Consider the following 16999-nt stretch of genomic DNA (forward strand, 5'->3'; position numbering starts at 1 on the left):
GTTATGAAAACCGCACAGCACCGGGCCCGGTGGCTCGTACCTGTCGTGCTGCTGCTCGTCTGGCTCGGAGTGGGCGGAACGCTGGGTCCCTACGCGGGCAGGCTGGGCGAGGTGGCCACCAACGACCAGGCGGCCTTCCTGCCGCGGAGCGCCGAGTCCACCCAGGTGCTCCGGGCCCGCGAGGCGTTCGACGAGTCGGAGACCCTGCCGGCCATCGTGGTCTGGACGGCGGACGGGAAGCCGGTCACCGAGGCCCAGAGGACCACCGCGACCCGCGCCGTCGCCGCGCTCGACGCGGACGCCGGGGTCGTCGGCCGGGCGTCGCCCGCCCTCGTGTCCGACGACGGACAGGCCATGCAGGCGGTCGTCCCGCTGAAACCCGACCTGGGCGAGGGACTGCCCGCGGCCCTCGACGAGGTGCGCCGGGCGGCGACGAGTGTGCCGGGCACCTCGGCGCGGATCGCCGGCCCGGCTGCGAGCCAGGCCGATCTGTCGGACGCGTTCGCCGGGATCGACGGGCTGCTGCTGGGAGTGGCGCTCGGCGCCGTGCTGGTGATCCTGCTGCTCGTCCACCGGAGCGTGCTGCTGCCGTTGGTCATCATCCTCGGTTCCGTGTTCGCCCTGGGACTCGCGTGTGCCGTCGTCTACGCACTCGCCGACCGCGACGTGGTGCGGGTGGACGGCCAGGTGCAGGGCATCCTCTCCATCCTGGTGATCGGCGCCGCCACCGACTACGCGCTGCTGCTGACCGCGCGCTTCCGCGAGGAACTCGCCGTACGCGGCGACCGCGTCGCCGCCGCGACGGCCGCGGTGCGCAGGTCGGCCGGCGCGATCACGGCGAGCGCCGCCACCGTGGCGCTCGGGCTGCTGGCCCTGCTGGCCAGTGATCTGACGAACAACCGCGCCCTCGGGCCGGTCGGTGCCATCGGCATCGTCTGCGCCGTGCTCTCGGCGCTCACCTTCCTGCCGGCCGTCCTGGCGCTGCTGGGCCGCACCGCCTTCTGGCCCTCCCGCCCGAAGACTTCGGACGCCACCGGGGAGGGGCACGGCGTGTGGCGCCGGGTCGCCGCGAAGGTCGACGCCCGGCCGCGCCGGACATGGCTGGTGACCGCGCTGGCCCTCGGCGTCCTCGCCGCCTTCTCCCCGGCCCTGTCCGCCAGGGGCGTGCCGCTCGACGAGATCTTCGTCGGCGAGGCGTCCTCGGTCACCGCCCAGGAGACTCTCGGCGCCCACTTCCCCGGCGGCTCCGGCAACCCGGCCGTCATCATCGCCGACGCCGACCGGGCCCAGCGGGTGACACAGGCGGCGCGGAACACCGAAGGCGTGGCCACGGCCGACGTGGTCTCCGCGTCCGGGCGGCCCGGCGGAGGACCGCCGCTGATCGTCGACGGGCGGGTACGCGTCGACGCCACCCTGGAGGCCGCTGCGGACAGCGACGCCGCCAAGGACGCCGTGGAGCGCCTGCGCGACGCGGTCCACGCGGTGCCGGGGGCCGACGCGCTGGTCGGCGGGTACACCGCCCAGCAGTACGACACCCAGCGGACCGCCGCCCGGGACCGGACCCTCATCGTCCCGGTCGTGCTCGGCATCATCCTGCTGATCCTGGTGCTGCTGCTGCGCTCGCTGCTGGTGCCGGTCCTGCTGGTGGCGACCGTCGGCCTCAACTTCCTGGCGACCCTCGGGGTGTCCGCCCTCGTCTTCGAGCACCTCCTCGGATTCAGCGGCACCGACGCGTCGGTGCCGCTGTACGGGTTCGTGTTCCTGGTGGCCCTCGGCGTCGACTACAACATCTTCCTGATGTCCCGCGTCCGGGAGGAGTCGCTGGCGCACGGCCCCCGGCGAGGAGTGCTGCGCGGGCTCACCACGACCGGCGGGGTGATCACCTCGGCGGGCGTGGTGCTCGCCGCGACGTTCGCGGCCCTGATGGTCATCCCGCTGGCCTTCCTGCTCCAGATCGCGTTCATCGTGGCGTTCGGCGTCCTGCTCGACACCCTCGTGGTCCGCTCACTGCTGGTCCCCGCGCTGGTGATCGACATCGGCCCCCGGGCGTGGTGGCCCAGCTCCCTGAGCAGGGCCGGCGCCGGCCGGGCGGGGCGGCCGGCGTAGCGGCTCGCCGCTCACCGGGGCCGACCCGCACGACCGGCCAGGAAGGTGTGCACGATGCCCGTCTGCCAACCCGGCACGGGGGCGGCGCGGACGTCGGTGAAACCCGCCCGCCGCAGCCGGTCCGTGAAGGCGGGGGCGGTGTCGAAGTCGAGGACACTGCGCCACAGGTGGCGGTACAGGGCGCGGTCGCCGCCGATCGTGCCGGCCGGGACGATCACCCCTCGGCACACGGCCGTCCACAGGGCCCGGTGGGCGGCCGAGCCGCTGAGGCTGTAGTCGTGCACGGCCAGTCGCCCGCCCGGCCGCAGCAGGGTGCGTACGGATTCCAGGACCCGGTCCGGGTCGGTGAGGTTGCGGAACAGGTAGGCGGCGAACACCGCGTCGTACGGGCCCTCCCCGCCGGCCTCCACCTCCTCCGCGGTCAGGTGCAGGAAGCGCACACGGGCGGGCCACCGCTTGGCGAGCGCGCGGTCGAGCATCCCCGACGAGGCGTCCACCCCGGTGACGCGGGCCCGGGGCACGGCCCGCAGGAGCGCCGCGGTGGAGGCGCCGGTGCCGCAGCCTAGGTCGAGCACGTGGAGACCGGCCCCGTCCCGGGGCAGTCGCAGCCGCCGGGCCGAGCGGAGAAGGCCGGCCCGGTGGCCGGGGTCGAGCGAGGTGAGCCGGTCGTAGGTGCGCGAGGCGTGGTCGAAGGCGCGTGCCAGGTCGCGGTCGTGGAGCAGGGTCACCGAGGGACTTCTCTCGTCGTGGCGAGGGCGGGCGGAGAGCGGCGGGTGCGGCGCGCCACCCCCACCGCCGGGGTGCGGTCGGACCGCTGGAACAGACAAGCAGCTCCGGTGGGATCCCCTCGCTCGGCCGCGCCCCGCCGCGCCCGTCTCACCGCCTCGGAGCACACCGCCCGGTACACCACCGGGCGATCAGCGGATGCGCGCGCGGGTGTCCTGCCCGAACCTGGAGACATGACAGACCCACTCGTGCCTCCCGGGGAGACTCCCCCGGTCGAGGGATCCACGGCCGAGGCTCATGAGGAACGCGCGGACGGCGGCATGTGGGAGCACCCGGGCGTCTGGGTGTGGCTGATCGTCTTCGGCACCGTGATCGTGGCGGGCTACTTCGTCGCCCGTGTCTTCTTCCTGTGAGCCGCGCCCGACCCCGTCCCCGTACCGGGCCGCCGGACCGACGAAGGAGCTCGGCATGGCCAAGGAGAACATCAAGAAGGGCGACAAGGTGTCGTGGAAGAGCCACGGCCAGAACGTGGCCGGGAAGGTGAAGAAGAAGATCACCGACCGGACCGAGGCGGCGGGCCGGACCGTCGACGCGTCGAAGGACGCCCCGCAGTACGAGGTGGAGAGCGACGCGTCGGGCCGCCGGGCCGTCCACCGGCCGAAGGCCCTGCGCAAGAAGGGGAAGTCCTGAGCCTCCGGGCCCGGTGACCGGCGGCACCGCGGTTCCGCACCGCGGCCCTACCTCCCGTCGGTAGGCTGGTGGCGCGTCACCGCTCGGCTCCGGCGCACGACGCCGGGGCCGATCAGGCCATCTTCCCCAGGAGTTGACGTTGCGGATGCTGATCAACGTTCCCGAGACCGTTGTCGCCGACGCCCTGCGCGGGATGGCGGCAGCGCATCCCGAACTCACCGTGGACGTCGAGCACCGGGTCGTCGTACGGCGGGACGCGCCCGTCGCCGGGAAGGTCGCGCTGGTGTCGGGGGGCGGGTCCGGGCACGAACCGCTGCACGCCGGGTTCGTCGGGCCCGGGATGCTGGCGGCGGCCTGTCCCGGCGAGGTGTTCACCTCCCCCGTGCCCGACCAGATGGTGCGGGCGGCGGCGGCCGTGGACAGCGGACACGGGGTGCTGTTCGTGGTCAAGAACTACACCGGGGACGTACTGAACTTCGAGATGGCCGCCGAACTCGCCGAGGACGAGGGTGTGCGGGTCGCCAGGGTGCTCGTGGACGACGACGTGGCCGTCACGGACAGCACGTACACGGCGGGCCGGCGCGGCACCGGGGGCACGCTGTTCGTGGAGAAGATCGCCGGCGCGGCCGCCGAGGAGGGGGCGCCGCTGGAGCGGGTGGAGGCGATCGCCCGGCAGGTGAACGCCCGCTGCCGGAGCTTCGGCGTGGCGCTGAGCTCCTGCACCACACCGGCGAAGGGCAGCCCGACGTTCGACCTGCCGCCGGGCGAGCTGGAGCTGGGCATCGGCATCCACGGTGAACCGGGCCGGGAGCGGCGGCCCATGATGACCTCGGGGGAGATCGCCGACGTCGCCGTGGACGCGGTGCTGGAGGACCTGAGGCCGGGCGGACCGGTACTGGTCCTGGTGAACGGCACGGGGGCGACGCCGCTGCTGGAGCTGTACGGGTTCAGCGCGGAGGTCCAGCGGGTGCTGGGCGAGCGGGGCGTCCCGGTGGCCCGTACGCTCGTCGGCAACTACGTGACCTCGCTCGACATGGCCGGCTGCTCGGTGACCCTGTGCGAGGCCGACGAGGAGACGCTGCGGCTGTGGGACGCGCCGGTGCGCACCGCCGCCCTGCGGTGGGGGATGTGAGGGCCGTGATGCTCGACGCGGAGTTCTTCCGGCGCTGGATGACCGGCGTGGCGGCGGCCGTGGACCGCGAGGCGGACCGGCTCACCGAGCTCGACTCGGCGATCGGGGACGCCGACCACGGCGCCAACCTGCGACGCGGTTTCGCCGCGGTGGTCAAGGCGCTGGAGGACGAGCCGTCCGGTACGCCGGGATCGCTGCTGGTGCTCGCGGGACGGCAGCTGATCTCCACGGTCGGCGGCGCGTCGGGGCCGCTGTACGGCACGCTGCTGCGGCGCGCCGGCAAGGCGCTCGGCGACGCCGCCGAGGTCGCGCCCGTCCAGCTGGCCGAGGCGCTGCGCGTGGGCGTGGCGGCGGTGGCGGAGCTCGGCGGGGCGAAGGCCGGGGACAAGACGATGCTGGACGCGCTGGAGCCGGCGGTCGAGGCGTTGGCCGAGTCGCTCGGCGAGTCGTTCGCGGCGGCGGCGGAGGCCGCGGACCAGGGTGCCCTCTCGACCGTGCCGATGCGGGCCCGCAAGGGCAGGGCCGGCTATCTCGGCGAGCGCAGCGTGGGACACCAGGACCCGGGCGCGACGTCCTCGGCGCTGCTGGTCGCCGCGCTCGCGGCGGCGGCGGAGGGGGGACGGTGAGCGCGCGGGTGGGCATCGTGCTCGTCTCGCACAGCGCGGAGGTCGCGTCCTCGGTCGCCGAACTGGCGCTGGGTCTCGCCGGTGGCGGGGCGACCGCTTCGGTGGCGGCGGCGGGCGGCACGGCGGACGGTGGGCTCGGCACCAGCGCGGAGCTGATCACGCGGGCGGCGACGGCGGTCGACGCGGGGGCGGGCGTGGCGGTCCTGGTGGACCTGGGCAGCGCCGTGCTGACGGTGAAGGCCCTGCTCGCGGAGGGCGACGAGCTGCCCGGCGGCACGCGGCTGGTGGACGCGCCGTTCGTCGAGGGCGCGGTGGCGGCGGTGGTCACCGCGTCGGCCGGCGGGGATCTGGACGCGGTGGCGGCGGCCGCGTCGGAGGCGTACGACTACCGCAAGGAGTGAGGCGCGCCGACGGGGGTGGAGCCGGGTGGTGCGCCGACGCGCGGCTTGTGATGCACCTGGTCAACGCACTACTGTCGCAGGGCCTTGGTGTACGGGAAACCGGTGCGGTACCGGTGCGGCCCTCGCCACTGTGATCGGGAAGTCCGGCTCCACTCCCCGGGGAACCACCTCGGGAAGCCACTGGAACGCCGCGGGAGACCGCGGGGTCCGGGAAGGCGGAGCCGCGGCGGCATGACCCGTCAGCCAGGAGACCGGCCAGGGCGCGTTGTCCATCCACGAGGTGCTGGAGAGGGTCTCCCCCAACATGCATATCGCCGAGGGCTATCTGCCCCCCGTGCACGCGGCCGCCTGGAGTGTCGCGGCCGCCCCCTTCGTCGTCCACGGCGTCCGCGCCCTGACCCGTGAGGTCAAGGCCAATCCCGAATCCACTCTCCTGCTCGGCGCATCCGGTGCCTTCACTTTTGTCCTTTCCGCACTGAAGCTCCCGTCGGTGACGGGCAGTTGTTCCCACCCGACCGGCACGGGGCTGGGCGCGATCCTCTTCCGGCCGCCGATCATGGCGGTGCTGGGCACCATCACGCTGCTCTTCCAGGCGCTGCTGCTGGCCCACGGCGGACTGACGACCCTGGGCGCCAACGCGTTCTCCATGGCGATCGTCGGCCCGTGGGCCGGTTACGGGACGTACCGGCTGCTGCGCCGCCTCGCCGTGCCGCTGATGGTGAGCGTGTTCTTCGGGGCCTTCGTCGCCGACCTGTCCACGTACTGCGTCACCAGCGTGCAGCTCGCGCTGGCCTTCCCCGACCCCGCCAGCGGTGTGGCCGGCGCGCTGGCGAAGTTCGGCGGGATCTTCGCGGTGACGCAGATCCCGCTCGCGGTCAGCGAGGGGCTGCTCACCGTGCTGGTGATGCGGCTGCTGATGCAGTCCAGCAAGGGTGATCTCGCCCGGCTCGGCGTCGTGTCCGTGCCGAAGGAGGCGGTGGCCCGATGAGCCGCAACACTAGGATCAACGCGCTGCTGCTGCTCGTCGTGGTCGCGCTGGCCGTCCTCCCGCTGGCGCTCGGGATGGGCGACCACAAGGAGGAGCCGTTCACCGGCGCGGACGGGCAGGCCGAGACGGCCATCACCGAGTCGCACCCGGACTACGAGCCGTGGTTCAGCCCGCTGTACGAACCGCCGTCCGGCGAGATCGAGTCGGCGCTGTTCTCGCTCCAGGCCGCCCTGGGCGCCGGTGTGCTGGCGTACTACTTCGGTCTGCGGCGCGGCCGCCGGCAGGGCGAGGCACGGGCGCACGCCGCGCCCCCCGCCGGGGACGGCCCGGCCGTGGAACGCCCGGTCGCCGACTCCGTCACCGGTCCGGCCGGGGCCGATTCGCCCCGGACCCCGGCCTAGCCGCCGGTGCTGCCGATCGACGCGGCGGCGCACAGCAGTCGCTGGCGCCGCCGTCATCCGTGCGAGAAGGCCGTGCTCGGCTTCGGCCTGACGGCCCTGGCCGTGTGCCTGCCGCCCTGGCCGGGAGCCGTGCTCGTGGCCGCCGCGACCCTCGCGGTGCTGCTGGGCCCGGCCGGGGTCCCGCCGCGGCAGGTGTGGCGGGCGTGGCGCATCCCGCTGGGGTTCTGCGTGACCGGTGCGGTGCCGCTGCTGTTCCAGCTGGGCGGAGCGGGCGGGCCGGTCACGCTCGCTCCGGACGGGCCGGTGCACGCGGGGCAGCTGCTGCTGCGCACGTCGGCGGCCTCCCTGGGCGTGCTGCTGTTCGCGTTCACCACGCCGGTGTCCGACGTCCTGCCGCGACTGGTACGGGCGGGGGTGCCGGCCCCGGTCGTGGACGTCGCACTCGTGATGTACCGGATCGGTTTCCTGCTGCTGGACGCCGTACGCCGGATCCGGGAGGCGCAGGCGGCGCGCCTCGGACTGACCAGCCGGGCCGCCACCTGGCGGTCCCTCGCGGGCCTGGGCGCCACGGCGTTCGTGCGCGCCTTCGACCGGGCCGCCCGGCTCCAGACGGGGCTGGCCGGGCGCGGCTACGACGGCACGCTGCGGGTGCTGGTGCCGCGGACGGCGGTGTCCCGGCGGTTCCTGGGGGCGACGGGCGCGCTGCTCGCCGGGCTCGTCGCGCTCACTCTCGTACTCGAAAGGCTGTTGCCGTGACCCCTTCTGCCGTCGTGGAGCTCGTGGGTGCCGGATACGCCTACGAGGACGGGCCCGCCGTTCTGCGGGGCGTGGACTTCGCCGTACCGGAGGGGCGGTCCATCGCCCTGCTCGGTCGCAACGGCAGCGGCAAGACGACCATGCTCCGGCTGCTGAGCGGTGGCCTGCGGTGCGGGAGCGGGCAGCTGCGCCTGGAGGGACGGGAGGTGTCGTACGACAGGGCGGGGCTGACGCGGTTGCGCACGACGGTCCAGCTGGTCGTGCAGGACCCGGACGACCAGTTGTTCGCGGCGTCGGTGGGCCAGGACGTGTCGTTCGGGCCGATGAACCTGGGGCTGGCCGAGCAGGAGGTCCGGGAGCGGGTGCGGGAGGCCATGGAGGCGCTGGACATCCTGGCGCTGGAGGACCGGCCGACCCATCTGCTGTCGTACGGCCAGCGCAAGCGGGCCGCGATCGCGGGCGCGGTCGCCATGCGCCCCCGGGTACTGGTCCTGGACGAGCCGACGGCCGGTCTCGATCCGCACGGTCAGGAGCGGCTGCTGGCCGTGCTGGACCGGTTGCGGACCTCCGGGACCACGGTGGTGATGGCGACGCACGACGTGGATCTGGCCCTGCGCTGGGCCGATGACGCGGCCGTCCTCACGCCGGACGGGCTGCGCACCGGGCCGGTCGCCGGCCTGCTCGCCGACCGGGCGCTCCTGGACGCGGCCGGCCTGCGACGGCCCTGGGGCATGGCGGTGGCCCGGGTGCTGCGGGACCGGGGGCTGCTGGAGGTGGACGCGCCGGGCCCGCGCACCGCGGAGGAGCTGGACGACTGGGCGGCGGCGACGCGGGGCGCCTGAGGGCGGCGCGGGTCCGCACGTAGCGCAGGTCACCCTCCCATCCTTATGCAACTTGTTGCACAAGGGGTCGGGCGTCATCTACAACTGGGACGACCACACCGCGCGAGGAGGCGCCCCCATGACTGCGACCCCGACCCCGTACCCGCATCTGCTCGAGCCCCTGGACCTCGGGTTCACCACCCTGCCCAACCGGGTGCTCATGGGGTCCATGCACGTCGGGCTGGAGGAGGCCGAGAACGGCTTCGCGCGGATGGCCGCCTTCTACGCCGAGCGCGCCCGCGGCGGCGTCGGGCTGATCGTCACCGGCGGCATCGCGCCCAACGACGCCGGGCGGCCCTACGAGGGCGGGGCCAAGCTCACCACCGAGGAGGAGGCCGCGAAGCACCGCGTCGTCACGGACGCGGTGCACGCGGCCGGCGGGCGGATCGCGATGCAGATCCTGCACTTCGGGCGGTACGCCTACCACCGCGACCTCGTCGCGCCGAGCGCCCTCCAGGCGCCGATCAGCCCCTTCGTACCGAACGAGCTGACCGACGCCGAGATCGAGCAGACCATCGAGGACTACGTGCGGGCGGCGGAGCTGGCGAAGTCGGCCGGCTACGACGGGGTCGAGATCATGGGCTCCGAGGGCTACCTGATCAACGAGTTCATCGCCGCGGCGACCAACCGGCGCGAGGACCGGTGGGGCGGTGGCTACGAGAACCGGGTGCGCTTCCCGCTGGAGATCGTCCGCCGGACCCGCGAGCGGGTCGGTACCGACTTCATCCTCGTCTACCGCCTCTCCATGCTGGACCTGGTGCCGGGCGGCTCGACCCTCGATGAGGTCGTCGCGCTCGCGAAGGAGATCGAGGCGGCCGGCGCCACGATGATCAACACGGGCATCGGGTGGCACGAGGCCCGTATCCCCACCATCGCGACCTCGGTGCCGCGCGGCGCGTACACCTGGGTCACCAAGAAGCTCATGGGCGCGGTGTCCGTCCCGCTGATCACCAGCAACCGCGTCAACACCCCCGAGGTCGCCGAGGCGATCCTGGCCGAGGGGCGCGCGGACATGGTCTCCATGGCCCGCCCGTTCCTCGCCGACCCCCACTTCGTGGCCAAGGCGGCCGACGGCCGGGCGGAGACCATCAACACCTGCATCGGCTGCAACCAGGCGTGCCTGGACCACACCTTCAGCGGGAAGATCACCTCCTGCCTGGTCAACCCGCGCGCCTGCCACGAGACCGAGCTGGTCCTCTCCCCCACCCGGCTGCGCAAGCGGATCGCCGTCGTGGGCGCGGGTCCGGCCGGACTCGCCTGTTCCGTCTCGGCCGCCGAACGCGGCCACGACGTCACGCTGTTCGACGCGGCGGACGAGATCGGCGGCCAGCTGAACGTCGCCAGGCGGGTGCCGGGCAAGGAGGAGTTCGACGAGACGCTGCGCTATTTCCGCACGCAGCTGGCGCTGCGCGGGGTGGACGTGAAGCTGGGCACGTACGCCACGGCCGAGCTGCTGAGCGGGTACGACGAGGTGGTCGTCGCGACCGGCGTCACCCCCCGCACGCCCGCGATCGAGGGCGTCGACCACCCGTCCGTGGTCAGCTACCTGGACGTGCTGCGCGACGGGGCGCCGGTCGGCGAGCGGGTCGCGATCCTCGGGGCGGGCGGTATCGGCTTCGACGTGGCCGAGTTCCTGACCGACGGCGGCGAGGGCGCGAGCCGGGACGCCGAGACGTACTTCCGGCAGTGGGGCGTCGACACGTCGTACGCCGGGCGCGGCGGGCTGCGCGCGCCGGAGCGGCCGAAGCCGCCGCGCACGGTGCACCTGCTCCAGCGCAAGGCGTCCAAGGTCGGCGCGGGTCTCGGCAAGACCACGGGCTGGATCCACCGCACCGAGCTCAAGCACCGCGGCGTGACCATGGTCGCGGGCGCGACGTACGAGCGGATCGACGACGAGGGCCTGCACATCACCGTGGACGGCGAGGCCCGCACCGTACCGGTGGACACCGTGGTGCTGTGCACCGGCCAGGAACCCCGGCGCGACCTCTACGAGGAGCTCGTGGCGGCGGGGACGTCGGTCCACCTCATCGGCGGGGCCGACGTGGCGGCGGAGCTGGACGCCAAGCGCGCGATCGACCAGGGGACGCGACTGGCGGCCACCCTGTGACGATCCCGCCTCCCTAGGATGCGGTCATGTCACTCCCGCACGCGATCCTCACCGCTCTGCTCGAGAAGCCGTCCTCGGGTCTGGAGCTGACCCGCCGCTTCGACCGGTCGATCGGCTACTTCTGGTCGGCGACGCACCAGCAGATCTATCGCGAGCTGGGAAAGCTGGAGCAGGCGGGGCACATCCGCGCCCTGCCCGCCCCGGTGCCGTCCCGCGGCCAGAAGAAGGAGTACGAGGTGCTGCCCGCGGGCCGCGCGGAGCTGGCCGACTGGGTGCGGCGCAGTGAGGACCCCAAGCCGATCCGGGACGCCCTGCTGCTGCGGCTGCGGGCGGCGGCGGTGGTGGGGACGGAGGGCTTCGCCGACGAGCTGCGCCGTCACCTCGCGCTGCACCGGGCGCAGCTGGACGAGTACCGGGACATGGAGGAGCGGCAGTTCCCGCCGGAGCGCCGCACGACGGAGGCGGACCGGCTGCGGCACCTGGTGCTGCGCGGGGGGATCGAGCTGGAACGGTTCTGGACGGCGTGGCTGACGGAGGCGTTGGCCGGATTCGACGACGACCGGGGCGACCGAGCGGATTGTTAACGGTAATCGTTTTCATGTAGCGTGACCGCCACCGTACCGACGATGGAGGTTCACCAGCCATGGCCGTTCCCAAGCGGAAGATGTCCCGCTCCAACACCCGCCACCGCCGGGCGCAGTGGAAGGCGTCCACGCCCCAGCTGGTGCCCGTCACGGTGGACGGAGCCGTGTACCAGGTGCCGCAGCGCCTGGTGAAGGCGTACGAGCGCGGCCTGATCCATCCCGAGGGCTGACCCGCCCACGCGGCCGAGGCGAGGCGACCGGGCGCGGGCTGCGGCCCCGGCACGGGCTGCGGCCCTGGGGCCGCCTTCGGTCCGGGGCCGGGCCCGGCTAGTCGAGCGCCTTCCGCCAGGCCGACTCGCGCAGCAACCGCAGGCCGTTGAGGCCCACGAGGACCGTCGAGCCCTCGTGGCCCGCCACGCCGAGGGGCAGCGGCAGATGGCCGGCGAGGTCCCAGACCACCAGGGCGCCGATGCACACGCCGGCGATCACCAGGTTCTGCGTGACGAGCCTCCGGGCGCGCCGGGAGAGGGCCACGACGGCCGGGACGGTGGCCAGTTCGTCGCGTACGACGACGGCGTCGGCGGTCTCCAGCGCCAGGTCGGAGCCGACCCGGCCCATCGCGATGCCGGTGTGCGCGGCGGCGAGCGCGGGCGCGTCGTTGACGCCGTCGCCGACCACCAGGGTGCGCAGGCCCGCGCGTTCCCACTCCCGTACGGCCGCGACCTTGTCCTCGGGCAGCAGCCCGGCGTGTACGTCGGTGATCCCGGCGTCGGCGGCGACGCGGCGCGCCGCGCGCTCGTTGTCGCCGGTCAGGAGCGTCGGCGCGGCGCCGCTGAGCCGGGCCAGCGCGGCGACGGCGGACGCGGCGCCGTCGCGCAGCCGGTCGGCGACGCCGAGCACGGCGGCGGGCGAGCCGTCGACGGTCACCACGACGGCGGTCCGGCCGGCCGCCTCCAGCTCGCGGACGGCGGGCCACGGTTCGGCGGGGCGGCCCACCGCGACCTCGTGGCCGTCGACCAGGGCCCGTACCCCCCGCCCGGGGGTGGACGAGAACGCCGTGGCGCCGGGCACCTCCAGGCCCCGCTCGCGGGCCGCGGCCACCACCGCGCGGGCCAGAGGGTGTTCGCTCGGCAGTTCCGCGCCGGCCGCCAGGGCGAGGACCTCCGGCTCCGTGAGTGCCCCGGTCAGGCGTACCGCGTCGACCCGGGGCGTGCCCTCGGTCAGGGTGCCGGTCTTGTCGAGCGCGACCCGGTCGACCTGGCCCAGCCGCTCCATCACCACGGCGGACTTGACCAGGACGCCGTGCCGGCCGGCGTTGGCGATCGCGGAGAGCAGCGGCGGCATGGTGGCGAGGACCACCGCGCACGGCGATGCGACGATCATGAAGGTCATGGCCCGCAGCAGCGTCTCGGTGAGGTCCGCGCCGAAGGCGAGCGGCAGGGCGAACAGGGCGAGGGTGGCGACGACGACGCCCACGGAGTACCGCTGTTCGATCTTCTCGATGAACAGTTGCGTGGGTGCCTTGGTGGCACTGGCCTCCTCCACCATGGCGACGATGCGGGCGATGACGGACCCGGAGGCGTCCTTCCCCACCCGTACGCGCAGGGCCCCGGTGCCGTTGAGGGTGCCGGCGAAGACCTCGTCGCCGGGCGCCTTGGCCACGGGCAGCGGCTCACCCGTGATGGTGGCCTGGTCGACGTCGCTCGCGCCGTCGAGGACCGTGCCGTCCGCCGGCAGCCGCTCCCCCGGCCGTACGAGGACGGTGTCGCCGACCCGCAGGTCCGCCACCTCCACCGGCTCCTCCCCGCCGGCTGCCAGCCGGACGGCCGTGGCGGGCGCCAGGTCCAGCAGCCCCCGCACCGAGTCGGCGGTGCGCCGGGTGGCCAGCGCCTCCAGGGCGCCGGACACGGCGAAGATGACGATGAGCAGCCCGCCGTCCAGGTACTGCCCGATCGCGGCGGCGCCGATGGCGGCGACGACCATCAGCAGGTCCACGTCGAGGGATTTCTCCCGCAGGGCGCACAGTCCCGCCCAGCCGGGCTCCCAGCCTCCGGCGAGGTAGCAGACCGCGTAGAGCGGGCCCCAGGCCCACGCGGGGGCTCCCGCCAGGTCGAGCGGCAGCGCGGCGAGGAAGGCCGCGGCGGACAGCGCGGCCCAGCGAACCTCGGGCAGGGCGAACACCCTGGTCCGGCGGATTGGCGGGGCGGCATCGGCGGGCGGGGCCGCGGGCCTGGCGTCGAGCACCGGGGAAGCCATGGGCGTGCACCTCTTCACGGGGCGGGCGGGACGGGCACCACCATAGCGGAACACATGAAGAGCTCTTCATCCATACCATCGTACGCACGGTTACGATGACCGGCATGGGACACGGAGTGAACGGTGAGAGGACCCCGGCGGCACGCCTGGACGCGGAGTCCGCGGCCACCATCGCCGCCACGCTCCAGGCCCTCGCCACCCCGTCCCGGCTGATGATCCTCACCCGGCTGCGCCAGGGCCCGTGCGGAGTGACGGAACTGGCCGAATCGGTCGCCATGGAGCAGTCGGCCGTCTCGCACCAGCTGCGGCTCCTGCGCGCGCTGAGCCTGGTCACCGGCACACGCCAGGGCCGGCGCATCGAGTACAGCCTCTACGACAGCCACGTCGCCCAGCTCCTCGACGAAGCCGTGTACCACATCGAGCACCTCCGCCTCGGAGCGCGGGACCTCCCCCAACCCACCGTGGATACTGGTCAGTCGTAGACCGACGACGCGAAGGGGCGCGCATGGCCGACCGGTTGGGAACGAGGCGCGGGACACGGCACGCCGTGGTCATCGGCGGAAGCATCGCGGGACTGCTCGCGGCACGGGTGCTCGCCGAGCACGCGGAGCGGGTCACCATCGTCGAGCGCGACCGCTTCCCCGAGGAGCCCGAACCCCGCGCGGGGGTGCCGCAGGGGCGGCACACGCACGTTCTGCTGGAGGGCGGCCAGCTGGCCCTGGAGCAGTTGCTGCCGGGCGTGGTGGAGGAGCTGCGGGAGCAGGGGGCACCCCGGCTGGGCATGCCGGGCGACATGGTGCAGTGGCAGGGCGGCCGGTGGTTCCGGCGCACCGCCAGCACGTCCCACCTGTACACCGGCGCCAGGCCCCGGCTGGAACACCTCGTCCGCCGGCGGGTGCTGGCGGACCCGCGGATCGGGACGGTGCAGGGTGCCGACGCCGTCGGGCTGCTCGGTGACGCCACGCGCGTGCGCGGGGTGCTGGTGCGCGAGCGCGGCACGGGGGGCGAGCCCCGGCCACTGGAGGCCGACCTGGTGGTGGACGCGTCGGGCCGCGGTTCGCAGGCGCCCCAGTGGCTGTCCGCGATCGGCGCCGAGCCTCCGCACGAGGAGACCATCGAGACCGGTCTCGCGTACGCGACGCGCGTGTACCGGGACGGCTCGGACGGCGCCCTGGCCGACTGCCTGGGCTACTACATCGTGCCCAGCGCCTCGCAGACGTACGGCGGCGGGGCGCTGCCCATCGAGGGCGGGCGGTTCCTGGTCACGCTGTCGGGGCTGCGCGGGGACGAACCGCCCACGGACGGGGACGCGTTCGTGGAGTACGCGAAGCGGCTCCCGCACCCGATCGTGCACGACTGGCTCACCCGGGCGCGTCCCGAGTCCACCGTGCGGAGCTTCCGCCGGACGGCCAACGTGCGCCGGCGGTACGACCGCCCCGGGCGCCGCCCGGCCGGGTTCCTCGCCACCGGGGACGCGCTGTGCACGTTCAACCCGATCTACGGGCAGGGCATGGCGGTCGCCGCGATGAGCGCCGTGGCGCTGCGCGACGCGCTGGCGGATCCACGGAGGACGCCGACGACCCTGCGCGTGCAGCGCGCCCTGTGCCGGGCGTCCGCGCAGGCGTGGGACATCTCCGCCGGATCCGACCGCTCCATGCCGGGCGCCGTGGGCAACGCGACGGCGCCCGGCGCCCTGGACCGGGCCGCCGCGTGGTACCTGGAGCGGGTGCAGGAGCGGTACACCGGTGACCCCGAGGTGGGGCGGGCCTTCCGCTCCGTACTGACGCTCACGAAGCCGGTGTCCGTGCTGTTCGCCCCGCGGGTAGCCCGCGCGGTGCTCTTCGCACCGGTGCCGCCGACCCCGGCGGACCCGCCGCTGCGTGCGGAGGGCACGGCGGGGCCGGCGACCGCGGCGGGCACGGGCGACACGGCCGTCGTGGCCACCGGCTGACGCGGCACGGCGGGCCGGTTCCGGGCCGGCCCCGCCGGGGCCGGCCGATCCCGCACCGGCAGGCCCGGCTCAGGGGTGCATGACGACCTTGACGGCCCCGTCCTGCTTCTGCTGGAACATCTTGTACGCGTGCGGCGCGTCGGTCAGCGGGACGTGGTGCGTGGCGAAGCCGTCCACCCCGAGCGGGTCCTCGTCGGTCAGGAGCGGCAGGATGTCGTCGACCCAGCGGCGGACGTTGGCCTGGCCCATGCGCAGCTGGACCTGCTTGTCGAAGAGCGTCAGCATCGGCAGCGGGTCGGCCGCTCCGCCGTAGACGCCGCTCAGCGAGATGGTGCCGCCGCGCCGCACCAGGTCGATCGCCAGGTAGAGGGCGGCCAGCCGGTCGGCGCCCATCTTCTGGTGCAGCCGGGCCGCCCACGCCTTGGGCAGCAGGCCGGCCGCGTTCTGCTGGGTGCGGGCGACCGGGCTGCCGTGGGCCTCGGTGCCTACCGCGTCGATGACGGCGTCGGGGCCGCGGCCCGCCGTGCGTTCCTTGATGGCCTCGACGAGGTCGCCCTGCTTGTCGAACGCGTTCAGGTCGAAGACCTCCACACCGCGCTCCCGGGCCCTCTGGAGGCGTTCGGGCACCAGGTCGACGCCGATGACCTGGGAGGCGCCTCGGTGGAGGGCGATGCGGCAGCTCATGTCGCCGATGGGTCCCAGGCCGAGGACGGCGACCGAGCCGCCCGGCGGGACGGCGGCGTACTCGACGGCCTGCCAGGCGGTGGGCAGGACGTCGGAGAGGTACAGGAAACGGTCGTCCGGCGGCCCCTGGGGGACCTTGATGGGGCCGAACTGGGCCTGCGGGACACGCAGGTACTCGGCCTGGCCGCCGGGCACGGCCCCGTAGAGCCTGGTGTAGCCGAAGAGTGCGGCACCCATGCCCTCCTCCGTGACCTGGGTGGTCTCGCACTGGGTCGGCAGTCCGGAGGTGCACATCCAGCAGTGCCCGCAGGCGATCTGGAAGGGGACGACCACGCGGTCGCCCGGCTTGAGGTGCGGGACGCCGGCGCCGACCTCCTCGACGACGCCCATCGGCTCGTGCCCCAGGATGTCACCCGGGGTCATGAACGGGGTGAGGACCTCGTAGAGGTGCAGGTCCGATCCGCACAGACCGGTGGAGGTGACCTTGATGACCGCGTCGGTCGGCTCCTCGATCTTCGGGTCGGGCACCGTCTCCACCCGTACATCGCGCTTTCCCTGCCATGTCACGGCCCTCATCGTGCGCTTCCCTTCGCCGGTCTCCTGCGGGGGCGGGGGGGGGGGGGGGGGGGGGGGGGAGGGGGGGGGGAGGGGGGGGGGGGAGGGGGGGGGGGGGGGGGGAACAACCCCCCCCGGAGGGATGGAAAGAAGAG

18 protein-coding genes and 1 riboswitch are annotated in these 16999 nt (G+C 74.2%); of the genes, 15 read left to right on the plus strand and 3 right to left on the minus strand.

Going from position 1 to position 16999, the window contains the following annotated elements; translation table 11 throughout:
* The first annotated feature begins 3 nt into the window (after nucleotides 1-3).
* Nucleotides 4-2106, plus strand: a complete 2103-nt coding sequence (locus AC07DW_RS12795; protein WP_478857664.1) for an MMPL family transporter — start codon at nucleotides 4-6, stop codon at nucleotides 2104-2106.
* Between the two features lie 11 nt (nucleotides 2107-2117).
* On the opposite strand, the gene AC07DW_RS12800 is transcribed toward AC07DW_RS12795, so the two are convergent.
* The gene (locus AC07DW_RS12800) at nucleotides 2118-2834 is read right to left on the minus strand and encodes a methyltransferase domain-containing protein (RefSeq protein ID WP_478857665.1); all 717 of its coding nucleotides are present in this window, start codon (nucleotides 2832-2834) and stop codon (nucleotides 2118-2120) included.
* Nucleotides 2835-3065: 231 nt separating this feature from the next.
* On the opposite strand from AC07DW_RS12800, the gene AC07DW_RS12805 reads away from it, so the two are divergent.
* The 12 genes from AC07DW_RS12805 (at nucleotide 3066) to rpmF (ending at nucleotide 11628) form a co-directional block, all read left to right on the plus strand.
* Nucleotides 3066-3245: a DUF6480 family protein gene (locus AC07DW_RS12805; protein WP_478857666.1), complete on the plus strand. Its 180-nt coding sequence runs from the start codon at nucleotides 3066-3068 to the stop codon at nucleotides 3243-3245.
* 55 nt (nucleotides 3246-3300) lie between these two features.
* Nucleotides 3301-3522 carry a hypervirulence associated TUDOR domain-containing protein gene (locus AC07DW_RS12810; RefSeq protein WP_478857667.1) on the plus strand — a complete coding sequence of 74 codons (222 nt, stop codon included), beginning with the start codon at nucleotides 3301-3303 and terminating at the stop codon, nucleotides 3520-3522.
* A 139-nt stretch (nucleotides 3523-3661) separates the two neighbouring features.
* Complete coding sequence (dhaK, locus tag AC07DW_RS12815) at nucleotides 3662-4654, plus strand: dihydroxyacetone kinase subunit DhaK (protein WP_478857668.1); 993 nt, start codon at nucleotides 3662-3664, stop codon at nucleotides 4652-4654.
* Between the two features lie 8 nt (nucleotides 4655-4662).
* Nucleotides 4663-5280, plus strand: a complete 618-nt coding sequence (dhaL, locus tag AC07DW_RS12820) for a dihydroxyacetone kinase subunit DhaL (RefSeq protein ID WP_478857711.1) — start codon at nucleotides 4663-4665, stop codon at nucleotides 5278-5280.
* The gene (locus AC07DW_RS12825) at nucleotides 5277-5681 is read left to right on the plus strand and encodes a PTS-dependent dihydroxyacetone kinase phosphotransferase subunit DhaM (protein WP_478857669.1); all 405 of its coding nucleotides are present in this window, start codon (nucleotides 5277-5279) and stop codon (nucleotides 5679-5681) included. Before dhaL ends, AC07DW_RS12825 begins: the two co-directional genes overlap by 4 nt.
* A gap of 68 nt (nucleotides 5682-5749) precedes the next feature.
* A riboswitch (cobalamin riboswitch) is annotated at nucleotides 5750-5955 on the plus strand.
* 30 nt (nucleotides 5956-5985) lie between these two features.
* Nucleotides 5986-6669 carry an energy-coupling factor ABC transporter permease gene (locus AC07DW_RS12830; RefSeq protein WP_478857712.1) on the plus strand — a complete coding sequence of 228 codons (684 nt, stop codon included), beginning with the start codon at nucleotides 5986-5988 and terminating at the stop codon, nucleotides 6667-6669.
* Nucleotides 6666-7070: an energy-coupling factor ABC transporter substrate-binding protein gene (locus AC07DW_RS12835; protein WP_478857670.1), complete on the plus strand. Its 405-nt coding sequence runs from the start codon at nucleotides 6666-6668 to the stop codon at nucleotides 7068-7070. The genes AC07DW_RS12830 and AC07DW_RS12835 overlap by 4 nt, the downstream gene beginning before the upstream one ends.
* Nucleotides 7071-7076: 6 nt before the next feature.
* On the plus strand, nucleotides 7077-7826 hold the full coding sequence (gene cbiQ / locus AC07DW_RS12840; protein WP_478857671.1) for a cobalt ECF transporter T component CbiQ: 750 nt from the start codon (nucleotides 7077-7079) through the stop codon (nucleotides 7824-7826).
* On the plus strand, nucleotides 7823-8668 hold the full coding sequence (locus tag AC07DW_RS12845) for an energy-coupling factor ABC transporter ATP-binding protein (RefSeq protein ID WP_478857672.1): 846 nt from the start codon (nucleotides 7823-7825) through the stop codon (nucleotides 8666-8668). The genes cbiQ and AC07DW_RS12845 overlap by 4 nt, the downstream gene beginning before the upstream one ends.
* Before the next feature lie 118 nt (nucleotides 8669-8786).
* Entirely contained in the window at nucleotides 8787-10814 is a 2028-nt protein-coding gene (locus AC07DW_RS12850) for an NADPH-dependent 2,4-dienoyl-CoA reductase (RefSeq protein ID WP_478857673.1), read from the plus strand.
* Between the two features lie 26 nt (nucleotides 10815-10840).
* A complete protein-coding gene (locus tag AC07DW_RS12855) occupies nucleotides 10841-11398 on the plus strand; it encodes a PadR family transcriptional regulator (protein ID WP_478857674.1) in 558 nt (185 codons plus the stop codon).
* Nucleotides 11399-11457: 59 nt separating this feature from the next.
* Nucleotides 11458-11628 carry a 50S ribosomal protein L32 gene (gene rpmF / locus AC07DW_RS12860; RefSeq protein WP_073755986.1) on the plus strand — a complete coding sequence of 57 codons (171 nt, stop codon included), beginning with the start codon at nucleotides 11458-11460 and terminating at the stop codon, nucleotides 11626-11628.
* A gap of 97 nt (nucleotides 11629-11725) precedes the next feature.
* Here rpmF and AC07DW_RS12865 read toward each other — a convergent pair whose 3' ends face one another.
* On the minus strand, nucleotides 11726-13654 hold the full coding sequence (locus AC07DW_RS12865; RefSeq protein ID WP_478857675.1) for a heavy metal translocating P-type ATPase: 1929 nt from the start codon (nucleotides 13652-13654) through the stop codon (nucleotides 11726-11728).
* 104 nt (nucleotides 13655-13758) lie between these two features.
* Between AC07DW_RS12865 and AC07DW_RS12870 the strand changes: the two genes are divergently transcribed.
* Together AC07DW_RS12870 and AC07DW_RS12875 are read left to right on the plus strand one after the other, a co-directional pair.
* On the plus strand, nucleotides 13759-14136 hold the full coding sequence (locus tag AC07DW_RS12870) for an ArsR/SmtB family transcription factor (RefSeq protein WP_478857676.1): 378 nt from the start codon (nucleotides 13759-13761) through the stop codon (nucleotides 14134-14136).
* 23 nt (nucleotides 14137-14159) lie between these two features.
* Entirely contained in the window at nucleotides 14160-15605 is a 1446-nt protein-coding gene (locus AC07DW_RS12875) for an FAD-dependent oxidoreductase (protein WP_478857677.1), read from the plus strand.
* A gap of 69 nt (nucleotides 15606-15674) precedes the next feature.
* On the opposite strand, the gene AC07DW_RS12880 is transcribed toward AC07DW_RS12875, so the two are convergent.
* Complete coding sequence (locus tag AC07DW_RS12880; protein WP_478857678.1) at nucleotides 15675-16865, minus strand: zinc-dependent alcohol dehydrogenase; 1191 nt, start codon at nucleotides 16863-16865, stop codon at nucleotides 15675-15677.
* Nucleotides 16866-16999 lie beyond the last annotated feature (134 nt).

This window comes from Streptomyces sp. NPDC045701 (assembly GCF_056432045.1).

Excerpts from the sequence above, each read along its gene's own strand:
- AC07DW_RS12870 (WP_478857676.1), top strand. The coding sequence starts at position 13,759 with ATGGGACACGGAGTGAACGGTGAGAGGACCCCGGCGGCACGCCTGGAC.
- AC07DW_RS12880 (WP_478857678.1), bottom strand. The coding sequence starts at position 16,865 with ATGAGGGCCGTGACATGGCAGGGAAAGCGCGATGTACGGGTGGAGACG.
- AC07DW_RS12830 (WP_478857712.1), top strand. The coding sequence starts at position 5,986 with ATGCATATCGCCGAGGGCTATCTGCCCCCCGTGCACGCGGCCGCCTGG.
- AC07DW_RS12865 (WP_478857675.1), bottom strand. The coding sequence starts at position 13,654 with ATGGCTTCCCCGGTGCTCGACGCCAGGCCCGCGGCCCCGCCCGCCGAT.
- AC07DW_RS12855 (WP_478857674.1), top strand. The coding sequence starts at position 10,841 with ATGTCACTCCCGCACGCGATCCTCACCGCTCTGCTCGAGAAGCCGTCC.
- AC07DW_RS12835 (WP_478857670.1), top strand. The coding sequence starts at position 6,666 with ATGAGCCGCAACACTAGGATCAACGCGCTGCTGCTGCTCGTCGTGGTC.
- AC07DW_RS12805 (WP_478857666.1), top strand. The coding sequence starts at position 3,066 with ATGACAGACCCACTCGTGCCTCCCGGGGAGACTCCCCCGGTCGAGGGA.
- dhaL (WP_478857711.1), top strand. The coding sequence starts at position 4,663 with ATGCTCGACGCGGAGTTCTTCCGGCGCTGGATGACCGGCGTGGCGGCG.
- AC07DW_RS12850 (WP_478857673.1), top strand. The coding sequence starts at position 8,787 with ATGACTGCGACCCCGACCCCGTACCCGCATCTGCTCGAGCCCCTGGAC.
- AC07DW_RS12810 (WP_478857667.1), top strand. The coding sequence starts at position 3,301 with ATGGCCAAGGAGAACATCAAGAAGGGCGACAAGGTGTCGTGGAAGAGC.
- AC07DW_RS12875 (WP_478857677.1), top strand. The coding sequence starts at position 14,160 with ATGGCCGACCGGTTGGGAACGAGGCGCGGGACACGGCACGCCGTGGTC.
- rpmF (WP_073755986.1), top strand. The coding sequence starts at position 11,458 with ATGGCCGTTCCCAAGCGGAAGATGTCCCGCTCCAACACCCGCCACCGC.
- AC07DW_RS12795 (WP_478857664.1), top strand. The coding sequence starts at position 4 with ATGAAAACCGCACAGCACCGGGCCCGGTGGCTCGTACCTGTCGTGCTG.